General features: G+C 67.4%; 7 protein-coding genes. All 7 read right to left on the bottom strand.

Annotation, left to right across the window (positions count from 1 at the left end):
- Positions 1-159 precede the first annotated feature (159 nt).
- Positions 160-1,506 carry a hypothetical protein gene (locus ACZ7DY_RS08105; protein ID WP_471131518.1) on the bottom strand — a complete coding sequence of 449 codons (1,347 nt, stop codon included), beginning with the start codon at positions 1,504-1,506 and terminating at the stop codon, positions 160-162.
- Between the two features lie 618 nt (positions 1,507-2,124).
- Positions 2,125-3,291 (bottom strand): ABC transporter ATP-binding protein, encoded by a 1,167-nt coding sequence (locus ACZ7DY_RS08100; RefSeq protein WP_471131517.1) that lies wholly within the window; start codon positions 3,289-3,291, stop codon positions 2,125-2,127.
- Complete coding sequence (locus ACZ7DY_RS08095; RefSeq protein ID WP_471131514.1) at positions 3,284-4,345, bottom strand: ABC transporter ATP-binding protein; 1,062 nt, start codon at positions 4,343-4,345, stop codon at positions 3,284-3,286. Before ACZ7DY_RS08095 ends, ACZ7DY_RS08100 begins: the two co-directional genes overlap by 8 nt.
- Positions 4,346-4,356: 11 nt before the next feature.
- Positions 4,357-5,316: an ABC transporter permease gene (locus tag ACZ7DY_RS08090; RefSeq protein WP_471131511.1), complete on the bottom strand. Its 960-nt coding sequence runs from the start codon at positions 5,314-5,316 to the stop codon at positions 4,357-4,359.
- Positions 5,309-6,238 carry an ABC transporter permease gene (locus tag ACZ7DY_RS08085; RefSeq protein WP_471131509.1) on the bottom strand — a complete coding sequence of 310 codons (930 nt, stop codon included), beginning with the start codon at positions 6,236-6,238 and terminating at the stop codon, positions 5,309-5,311. Before ACZ7DY_RS08085 ends, ACZ7DY_RS08090 begins: the two co-directional genes overlap by 8 nt.
- A 90-nt stretch (positions 6,239-6,328) precedes the next feature.
- Positions 6,329-7,954 carry a peptide ABC transporter substrate-binding protein gene (locus ACZ7DY_RS08080; protein WP_471131508.1) on the bottom strand — a complete coding sequence of 542 codons (1,626 nt, stop codon included), beginning with the start codon at positions 7,952-7,954 and terminating at the stop codon, positions 6,329-6,331.
- Positions 7,955-8,434: 480 nt separating this feature from the next.
- The gene (gene typA / locus ACZ7DY_RS08075; RefSeq protein WP_471131506.1) at positions 8,435-10,342 is read right to left on the bottom strand and encodes a translational GTPase TypA; all 1,908 of its coding nucleotides are present in this window, start codon (positions 10,340-10,342) and stop codon (positions 8,435-8,437) included.
- Positions 10,343-10,600 lie beyond the last annotated feature (258 nt).

Below are 10,600 nucleotides of genomic sequence, written 5' to 3'. Positions count from 1 at the left end.
CCCTTCACGACAGCCCGCCCGCGCCTGTGACGCGGACCGGGCGGCTGGGTGCGTGAGGAAGCAGGGCGAGGGCGCCCTGGGTCGCGAATGAGCAGGGAGTGAGCAGGAGACGAGCAGGTGTGGGTGGCAGAAGGACGGCCCGGGGCCCGGGCGCCCGGGTCAGCCCGCGGTGAAGACGCAGCTGCTGCGCGTTCCGGGGTTGGAGAAGGAGATCACCGCGCCCTGTGTCGGCCGCAGGGCGCGCACGAAACAGCCCGCGTAGCCTTCGCCGTCGACGAAGACGCCCCAGTTGGCGGCCCAGTCCTCGGTGCGCCCGGTGGCCGCGTCGACGACCGGCTCGGGGGCGGGGCGGACCCGGCGCTGTACGACGGTGTCCTGACCGGCGGCGTCGAGCGCCTCGGCCCAGCGCGCGTCGTCCGCCTCGTGGCCGACGACCGTGCCCACGCCGCCGTAGCCGACGCCCGGCTTGATGACCAGTTCCTCGCGTTCGTCGCGACAGCGTCGCAGGAGGTCGGCGCGGTCGCCCGCGTACTGTTTGCCCGCGTCGAGGAGCCTCGTCCAGGGCACCGCGCGGTCGACGGTGGCCCGCTCCGCCTCGGTCAGCTCGGCGCGTACGGCCGGGTCGTGGAGGAGCGCGAGGCTGCCCTTGCTGGCGTAGACGCCGCTGTCCAAGGGCAGGAAGAGCGCGGTCCGCCGCTCGCGGTCGGCGCGGACGAGCGTGTCGAGGACGTCTTGGCCGGCAGGGTCGTCGAGGAGTTCACCGGCGACGAAGTAGCGCAGGATGACGTCCACCGGGGTGCCCCGGAGGGTGATCTTGCCGTTGCGGTCGGCGAGTTCGTGGATCTCGCCGAGAAGCAGGTCGATGCCCTGGGCGGCCATCGCTTCGCGGACGGCGGTGAACACGTGCTCGTGGGCGGCGAGTCCGCCGGTGCTCTCGATGAGGGCGACCACCGGTTCGCCGCCGTCGGTGACGGGCTCGGCGGCGCGGCGCAGCGCGTCGGCCACGCGGGGCGCCGTGTCGAGGTGGCGCAGTCCGTGCTCCTCGGCGAAGGCCGCGAACTCGGGGACGCGGAGCCAGGCGCGGTTCTGCTGGGCGGTGTCGGTGCCGCCCAGTTCGCTGCCCACGTTGAGTTCGAGCAGCTGGAAGCGGGTGCCGTCGTGGTAGGCGTCGGCCCGGGCATGCAGCACGGGGCGCGGCGAGGTGCTTCGGCACATCAGCTCGGCGAGCCGGTCGTCCATGCCGATGGCCGCGCAGTAGGCGCGCAGGTCACCCCCGTACAGGCGCTCGGGCAGCGACGTCATGATGCCGAAGAGGGACCGGAGGTCGTCGGCGAAGCCCTCGATCTCCGCCCGGTCGGCGAGGAGCGGCCGGTCGAGCAGGACCCGGCCGAACGACTGGGCGTACACGGCGGGGAGTTCGAGTTTCTGTGCGGCATTTCGCAGCGGCGAAAGCGCTTCGGTGCACTTTTCGACATAAAGCCTGGTGACAGTGTTGATCACGAGCATCCCCCTGAGCACGCTGCACCTGCCGCTCAGGGGTTCCCCGAGTGACTTGCAGACCTTTTACACAGACCCGCGTTCCGCCCGGTCGCCTTTAGCAACCTTTGCGGAACCCCCCGGAAGCTATAGCGCAGATCAGCCAAGCGTCAACTCTGCATACGCCGGGTACAGAAGTCCGCCCACTCCCGGCCCCGTATGCATCAATGCAGGTCAAAGCCTTGCGTTCACGATCGCTCCACGCCGCACGACGGCCGACGGACACATTCCGACTATGGCCATTCTTGAGGCTGCCACAATCGCCGTACGACCGGGTGCATCTCATCCACATCCCGCCGAACCCCAGGAAAACGATTTCCGCAATACGGCGAATCCGCATTCTCCGAGGTCAGCGGCGAACACGAATGGAATCAACCATTCCTTCAATTTCCCGCCGCCGCTGTCAACCGTGGAGAATCGGTCACCTTGAAAGGCTCCCGCCATCTGACCGGTCAGCCGGGGGTACGGGCCCGGGCACGGGCTCCTCTCGGGCCCCGGGCGCCACTGGAGCACGACGAAGGGCCCGGGACACTCGGTCCCGGGCCCTTCGTCCGTTCGCCTGCACACCGCTTCAGCGGGCGCACACCGCTACGCCGCGTGCACGACGTCCTTCTCCTCCGCGAAGTGGCACGCCGACTCGTGGGCCGCCGGGGTGTCCTGGCCCTTGAAGCGCTCGGGGACCGCGAGCAGCGGGGTCTCCTTCGCGCACTTGTCCTCCGCCTTCCAGCAGCGGGTGCGGAAGCGGCAGCCCGAGGGCGGGTTGGCCGGTGAGGGGACGTCGCCGGTGAGGATGATCCGTTCGCGGCCCTCGCGGGCCTCCGGGTCCGGGACCGGGACGGCCGACAGGAGTGCCTGCGTGTACGGGTGCGTCGGGTGCTCGTAGATCTGCTCGTCCGAGCCGATCTCCGCCATCTTGCCGAGGTACATCACGCCCACGCGGTCCGAGATGTGCCGGACGATCGACAGGTCGTGGGCGATGAAGAGGTAGGAGAGGTTGAACTCGTCCTGGAGCTTCTCCATCAGGTTGATGACCTGGGCCTGGACGGAGACGTCCAGGGCCGAGACCGGCTCGTCGCAGATGATGATCTCGGGGTTGAGCGCGAGGCCGCGGGCGATGCCGATGCGCTGGCGCTGGCCGCCGGAGAACTGGTGCGGGTAGCGGTTGATGTACTCGGGGTTGAGGCCGACGACGTCCAGGAGGTCCTGGACCTTCTGGCGGCGCGAACCCTTCGGGGCCACCTCGGGGTGGATCTCGAAGGGCTCCCCGATGATGTCGCCCACCGTCATGCGGGGGTTCAGGGACGTGTAGGGGTCCTGGAACACCATCTGGATGTTGCGGCGGACCGCCTTCAGCGCGCGCCCGGACAGCTTGGTGATGTCCTGGCCCTTGTAGAAGACCTCGCCGGCCGTGGCGCGTTCGAGGGTCATGAGGAGCTTGGCGACCGTGGACTTGCCGCAGCCGGATTCGCCCACGATGCCCAGCGTCTCGCCCTGGTACAGGTCGAAGGAGATGCCGTCGACCGCCTTGACCGCGCCGACCTGCTTCTTGATCAGGATTCCCTGGGTGAGAGGGAAGTGCTTGACCAGGTTGCGGACCTGGAGGATCGGCTCGCCGCGCTCGACCGGCGCCTCGATCGCCGCGACGGCCTCTTCGGGCGTGGCGGCGTCGACGGTCTCCACCTCGGAGACGTTCGGCATCGCGTCTTGCGGCTCGTCCGTCTTCGAGAGCTTCGAAGCCTTCGTCGGCTCAGCCATGGATCGTCTCCTTCCAGAAGTGGCACGCGCTGCCGCGGCCGGGCAGCTCCGTGCCGTCCTGCTCGGCGACCTGCATCAGCGGCGGGATCTCCGTGCGGCAGATGTCCTGCGCCTTGGGGCAGCGCGGGTTGAACGCGCAACCGCCGGGAATCTTGAGCAGGTTGGGCGGCAGGCCCTTGATCGCGTAGAGCTCCTGGCCCTTCTGGTCCAGACGCGGGATCGAGTCGAGCAGGCCGCGGGTGTACGGGTGCGCGGGGCGCTTGTACAGCTCGTGCACCGGGGCGGTCTCGACGATCCGGCCCGCGTACATGACCGCGATCTTGTCCGCGACGTCGGCGACGACGCCGAGGTCGTGGGTGATCAGGATCAGACCCATGTTGTACTCGCGCTGCAACTCCGCGAGCAGGTCCATGACCTGGGCCTGGACCGTCACGTCGAGTGCCGTGGTGGGCTCGTCCGCGATGATCAGGTCCGGTTCCAGGGCGAGCGCCATCGCGATCATGATGCGCTGGCGCATACCGCCGGAGAACTGGTGGGGGTAGTCGTTGACCCGCTCCTTGGCGGCCGGGATCTTGACCTTGTCCATCAGCTCGACGGCCTTGGCCTTGGCCTCCTTGCGGCCGAGCCCCTCGTGCACCCGGAACATCTCGCCGAGCTGGTAGCCCACCGAGAGCACGGGGTTGAGCGAGGAGAGCGCGTCCTGGAAGATCATGGCGATCTTGCGGCCGCGGATCTTCCTGCGCTCCTCGTTGGACATCTTCAGCATGTCCTGGCCGCGGAAGAGGATCTCGCCCTGCGGGATCTTTCCGGGCGGCATGTCGAGGATGCCCATGATGGCCTGCGCGGTCACGGACTTGCCGGAGCCCGACTCACCGAGGACGGCGAGCGTCTCGCCCGCGTCCACGCTGTAGTTGACGCCGTTGACCGCCTTGACCACACCGTCCCGGGTGTGGAATTCGACGTGCAGGTCCTTCACGTCGAGGAGCCTGCCGCTCTTCTCCTCGCCCGAGCGGGGGGCGGGGACTGAGTCTGTCTTCATGTCGATGCTGGTCACGTACGCCTCCCTCAGCGCAGCTTCGGGTCGAGGGCTTCGCGCACAGCGTCGCCGAGCATGATGAACGCCAGCACGGTCACGCTGAGCATTCCGGCGGGGAAGATCAGCGTGTGCGGGTTGTTCCGGATGTCGCTGAGGGCGTCGGAGATGTCGCCGCCCCAGGAGAGCGCGTCGTCGCCGAAACCGAGACCCAGGTACGACAGCGTCGACTCGGCGACGATGTAGGTGCCCAGCGAGATGGTCGCGATGACGATGACCGGGGCGAGGGCGTTCGGCAGGATGTGCCGGAACAGGATCCTCTTGGTGCCGGCGCCGAGCGCGCGTGCCGCCACCACGTAGTCCGAGTGCTTGGTCGTGATGACCGCGCCGCGCATGACGCGGGCGATCTGCGTCCAGCCGAGGAAGGCCAGCGCGCCGGTGATCACCCACACGTTGCGGTTGGTGAAGGCGTTGAGGACGACCATGGCGCCGAGCAGGAACGGGACGCCGAAGAACACGTCGACGATGCGGGAGAGCAGGCTGTCCCAGATGCCGCCGAAGTACCCCGCCAGCATGCCGATCAGGCCGCCGAACACGGTGACGAGGAGCGTCACGCCGAGGCCGACCATGACCGAGTTGCGCGTGCCGTAGACGACACGGGCGTAGATGCTGCGGCCCTGCCGGTCGTATCCGAACCAGTCGGCCTGGAAGAAGTGGCCGAGCTCGGGCTTCTGCAGGAAGTGGTGGGTCAGGTCGCCGTACTTGGGGTTCGCGTCCGAGAACAGCCCGGGGAAGGCGGCCACCACGAGCAGCAGCAGGATCAGCACGGCCGAGATGAGGAACAGCGGCCTGCGCCGCAGGTCCCGCCAGGCGTCGCCCCAGAGGCTGTGCGGCTTGCCGGGTGCCTCGACGGCGTCCACCAGGGTCGGCTCGTCGGGGTGGGCGATGCCGGCCGCCGCCTCTTGCGGCGTGGTCTTGGTGATGTCAGGCATAACGGATCCTCGGGTCCAGGACCGCGTAGAGCAGGTCGACGAGCAGGCTGGCGAGGAGGTACACGAGGACCAGGACCGTGACGATGCCGACGATGACCGTGCCCTCGTGCTGGCCCAGCGCGCGGTAGAGAAGGTTGCCGACGCCCTGGACGTTGAAGATGCCCTCGGTGATGACCGCGCCGCCCATGAGGGTGCCGATGTCGGTGCCCAGGTAGGTGACCACGGGGATCAGGGAGTTGCGCAGCAGGTGTCGCGAGATGATGCGGCGGCGCGGCAGGCCCTTGGCGACCGCCGTGCGGATGTAGTCCGCCTGCCGGTTCTCGGCGATGGAGGTGCGGGTCAGTCGCGCCACGTAGGCGAGGCCGACGAGACCCAGCACGAGGGCGGGCAGGATCAGTTCCCCGATGTTCTCGGAGTCCTGGACCGTCGGTGTCACCCAGCCCAGTTCGTTGCCGAAGATCAGCTGGAGGAAGAGACCGAAGACGAAGATCGGGACGGAGATCACGAGGAGCGTGAAGAGCGTCACGGTGTTGTCGAGAATGCGGCCGCGCTGCACACCGACGAGCACGCCCAGGGTGATGCCGACGACGAGCTCGAACGTCCACGCCAGAGCGGCGAGGCGCGCCGAGACCGGGAAGGCCTGGGTGATCTCGTCGAGGATCGGCCGGTTGCCGGCGATCGTGTGTCCGAAGTCGCCCTGCAGCAGTCCGCCCATGTAGTGGAAGTACTGCTGCCACAGGGGCAGATCCAGCCCGCGGTCGTGCTTGATCTGCGCCACCTGCGCGGGGTCCGGCGGCTTGTCTCCCCACAGTGCCGCGACCGGGTCACCCGGGAGCACGTTGACCATCAGGAAGATCAGAAGGGTTGTCCCGATGAAGACCGGGATCATCTGGAGCAGTCGCCTCGCGACGTAGCGCCCCATGGTGGTGCCTCCGTCCATTGCGGAGCCGCCCGCGAAGCGACGCCCGGGATCACCGGGCGTCGCCTCGCGGGAGCGGAACTCCGACGACTGCTACTTCTCGAAGACCTCGACGTCCGTGAGGACCGGGTCGCCGGCCTGGTCGAACTCGACCTTCTTCACGTTCTTCGAGTACGCGGAGAGCGTCTTGTTGTACCAGAGCGGGATGCCCGGGAAGGAGTTGACGAGCTCCTTCTCGGCCTGCTGGTACAGCTTCGCGGACTCTTCGATCGTCTTCGCCGAGTCGGCCTTCTTGGTCAGCTCGTCGAACTTCTTGTCCGAGAAGCCGCCCTTGTTGCCGTCGACGCCCGTGCCGTACAGGTCGGCGAGGAAGTTGCCGTTGAAGGGGTAGTCGAGCACCCAGCCGGAGCGGTACATCGACTTGACCTTCTTCTGGTCACGGATCTCCGTGTCCGCGGCGAAGTCGGTCACCGGGTCGCCGGAGCACTTGACCCCGGTGGCGTTGGTGATGGAGTTGCAGACCGCGACGACCCAGTCCTTGTGCGGCTGGTCGGCGTTGTACTGGATGGTGATCTTGTTGCCCGGAACGCCGCCGCCGTCCTTGATGGACTGCTTGGCCTTCTTGGCGTCGAACTTGCAGTACTCGCCGCAGGCGTTCTCCTGGTAGCCCTTGACGCCCTTGGCGACCCAGCCGGTGGCGGACTCACGGGTGCCGTGGAACACCGTCTTGGCGATGGTGTCGCGGTCGATCGCCATCGACAGGCCCTGGAGGACCTTGGGGTCGATGTCCTTCCACTGCTTGGTGTAGAAGGCGAAGTTGACCGTGTTGATCGCCGAGAAGTCCATGTCGATCGCGCGGTCGCCGAAGTCCTGCTTGAAGTTGGCGATCTCGCTGTTCGGCACCAGCGGCATGGTGTCGACGTTGTCCGACTTCAGGTCGGCGTAGGCCGCCGTGTCCTTGTTGTAGGCCTTGAAGTCGATGCCGCCGTTCTTCGGCTTGTTCGCGCCCTTGTAGCCACCCCAGGAGCGGACCGAGATGACCTTCTTGTGGTCCCACTTCTGGAACTTGTACGGGCCGTTGCCGACGGGGGCCTCGCCGTACTTCTTCGGGTCCTTCAGCGCGGCCGAGGGCAGCGGGTAGAAGGGCGCGTAGACCAGCTTGTACGCGTAGTACGGGATGCCGCTCTTCAGCGTGATGGTGAAGGTGTTGTCGTCGACGACCTTCAGACCGGACATGGCCTTCTTCTTGGCCTTGCCCTTCGCCGGGTGGACGGCGTCGTAGCCCTCGATGTCCCGGTACCAGGAGCTGTTCTGCTGGCCGTTGGCCGGGTCCGCGGCCCAGTTCCAGGCGTCCACGTACGACTTGGCGGTGACGGCCTCGCCGTTGTGGAACTTCCAGCCCGGCTTCAGCTTGACGGTCCACACCTTCGAGTCCTTGTCGGGGGTGACCGACTCGGCGTTCTCGTAGGTGATGTCGCCCTTCTTGTCGTAGTGGACCAGGCCCGTGAAGAGCGAGTCGATGACGACGCTGCCGTACGCCTCCATGGTGTTGGAAGGCTGCAGGGCGTTCTGCGGCTCACCGTTGGCGTAGCTGACGATCCCCTTCGGGTCGACCTTGCCGCTGCCCTTGTTGTCACTGTCGCCGCCGCCACAAGCGGTGGCCGTCAGCGCCACAACACCGGCTATCGCGACCCACTTGGCGCTCTTGGCACCACGCATGGGGTTCCTCCTCATGAGTCCACTTGTTCACTACAAGAGGGGGTACGTGCAACCGCGCCGACACCCCTGACGGCGAAGATCGAGTACCCCAGTGTGCTCGTGAGTCGGCGCTCCCCACAGCGCGTGACCCATTGACCCGAGCTATACGCGGTCAACTATTAGCCATGAGGTACCGGTCGACCACACCCTTTTGGTCTCGGTTCAATCACACCTGACGCGTACAACTTCCAAAATCCGGACAAACCGATCCGAGATAGATGGTTGCGAAACGGACGTGTTACGCATCTAACGGTCAGTGACGTCCGGATAGCGGACACGTGGCGGACAAAAACCGGTTGCCGGGAGAACCTCGACCGGCGGTGGCGACACCGTACCTGCCAGCGAAAACACACGAGGCCGACTCCCGCCGGATCCCCTGCGGGGACGGCGAAAATCGGCCTCGTACGCGACGGTGTGCCGCGACTGCCTACCTCAGTGGGGTCAGCCGTGCTTGGCGCGCGACGCCGAGCGGCCGCGCTCCTTCTGGTCCAGGACGACCTTGCGGATGCGCACGGCCTCCGGGGTCACCTCGACGCACTCGTCGTCGCGGCAGAACTCCAGGGACTGCTCGAGCGACAGCTTGCGCGGCGGGACGATCGCCTCGAAGGAGTCGGCGGAGGCGGAGCGCATGTTGGTGAGCTTCTTCTCCTTGGTGATGTTCACGTCCATGTCGTCGGCGCGGGAGTTCTCGCCGACGATCATGCCCTCGTACACCTCGGTGCCGGGCTCGGTGAACAGCACGCCGCGCTCCTGGAGGTTCGTCATCGCGAAGGCGGTGACGGCGCCGGCGCGGTCGGCGACCAGGGAGCCGTTGTTACGGGTCTTCAGCTCGCCGAACCACGGCTCGTGGCCCTCGTGGATGGAGTGCGCGATGCCCGTGCCGCGGGTCTGCGTCAGGAACTCCGTACGGAAGCCGATGAGGCCGCGGGAGGGCACGACGAACTCCAGGCGGACCCAGCCGGAGCCGTGGTTCGACATGTTGTCCATGCGGCCCTTGCGGACGCCCATGAGCTGCGTGACGGCGCCCATGTGCTCCTCGGGCACGTCGATCGTCATGCGCTCGACGGGCTCGTGGGTCTTGCCGTCGATCTGACGGGTGACCACCTGCGGCTTGCCGATGGTCATCTCGAAGCCCTCGCGGCGCATCTGCTCGACCAGGATGGCCAGCGCCAGCTCACCGCGGCCCTGCACCTCCCAGGCGTCGGGGCGCTCGGTGTCCAGGACGCGCAGCGAGACGTTACCGATCAGCTCGCGCTCCAGGCGGTCCTTGACCTGGCGGGCGGTGACCTTGCGGTCCTTGACCGCGGACTTGGCGTCCGCGCCCTTGCCGGTGCCGCCGCGGCCGACCAGCGGCGAGGTGTTGGTGCCGATGGTCATGGAGATCGCCGGCTCGTCGACCGTGATGAGCGGCAGCGCGATCGGGTTCTCCGGGTCGGCCAGGGTCTCGCCGATCATGATGTCGGGGATACCGGCGACCGCGCAGATGTCACCCGGGCCCGCCATCTCGGCCGGCTTGCGGGTGAGCGCCTCGGTCATCATCAGCTCGGTGATGCGGACGTTGGAGATGGTGCCGTCGCGCTTGATCCACGCGACGGTCTGGCCCTTGCGCAGCTCGCCCTGCTCGACGCGGAGCAGCGCGATGCGGCCGAGGAAGTTGTCCGCGTCGAGGTTGGTGACGTGGGCCTGGAGGGGCGCCGACTCGTCGTACGTCGGGGCGGGGACGTGCTCCAGGATGGTGGAGAAGAACGGCTCCAGGTTGGTGGAGTCCGCCGGGACCGTGCCGTCCTCCGGCTTGGTCAGCGAGGCGATGCCGTCGCGGCCGCAGGCGTAGACGATCGGGAACTCGATCTGGTCCTCGTCCGCGTCGAGATCGAGGAAGAGGTCGTACGTCTCGTTGACGACCTCGTCGATGCGCGAGTCGGGGCGGTCCGTCTTGTTGATGCACAGGATGACGGGCAGGCGCTGCTGGAGCGCCTTGCGGAGCACGAAGCGGGTCTGCGGCAGCGGGCCCTCGGAGGCGTCGACCAGCAGGACGACGGCGTCCACCATCGACAGACCGCGCTCGACCTCGCCACCGAAGTCGGCGTGGCCGGGGGTGTCGATGATGTTGATCGTGATCGGTTCCCCGCCGTCCTTGGGGTGATACTTCACCGCCGTGTTCTTGGCGAGGATCGTGATGCCCTTCTCACGTTCCAGGTCGTTCGAGTCCATCATGCGGTCGTCGAGGGACTCGGCGGCGTGCGCGGCGAAGGAACCGGCCTGCTTGAGCATGGCGTCGACGATGGTCGTCTTGCCATGGTCGACGTGAGCGACGATGGCGACGTTGCGGATGTCGTGGCGCGTGGCCATAGTGCGGCGTACTCCTGGAGTGAGTGGATGGTCACACGCACCTCTGAAGTACGCGAACCCTGCCGGGCTGGACACGCCACGGCCTCACCCCAGTCTACGTGTCTCGCGCGGAGGCAGCCTCCGCGGGGGCTGCGCGGGGGCCGCGAAAGGGTTCGGAACTTTGGGGAAACAGCAGGTCAATGGGTGGATACGAGCTTGCCCGCCGGGGTGGCCGGCGGGCAAGAGAGTTGAGCGGAATCTGAGCCGGGCCGCTCGCGC

Source organism: Streptomyces sp. NPDC037013 (assembly GCF_055607265.1).
Note: the sequence above shows the minus strand (reverse complement) of the source record. Positions and strands in the feature narration are given on the sequence as shown.

Excerpts from the sequence above, each read along its gene's own strand:
- ACZ7DY_RS08080 (WP_471131508.1), bottom strand. The coding sequence starts at position 7,954 with ATGCGTGGTGCCAAGAGCGCCAAGTGGGTCGCGATAGCCGGTGTTGTG.
- typA (WP_471131506.1), bottom strand. The coding sequence starts at position 10,342 with ATGGCCACGCGCCACGACATCCGCAACGTCGCCATCGTCGCTCACGTC.
- ACZ7DY_RS08100 (WP_471131517.1), bottom strand. The coding sequence starts at position 3,291 with ATGGCTGAGCCGACGAAGGCTTCGAAGCTCTCGAAGACGGACGAGCCG.
- ACZ7DY_RS08105 (WP_471131518.1), bottom strand. The coding sequence starts at position 1,506 with ATGCTCGTGATCAACACTGTCACCAGGCTTTATGTCGAAAAGTGCACC.
- ACZ7DY_RS08090 (WP_471131511.1), bottom strand. The coding sequence starts at position 5,316 with ATGCCTGACATCACCAAGACCACGCCGCAAGAGGCGGCGGCCGGCATC.
- ACZ7DY_RS08085 (WP_471131509.1), bottom strand. The coding sequence starts at position 6,238 with ATGGGGCGCTACGTCGCGAGGCGACTGCTCCAGATGATCCCGGTCTTC.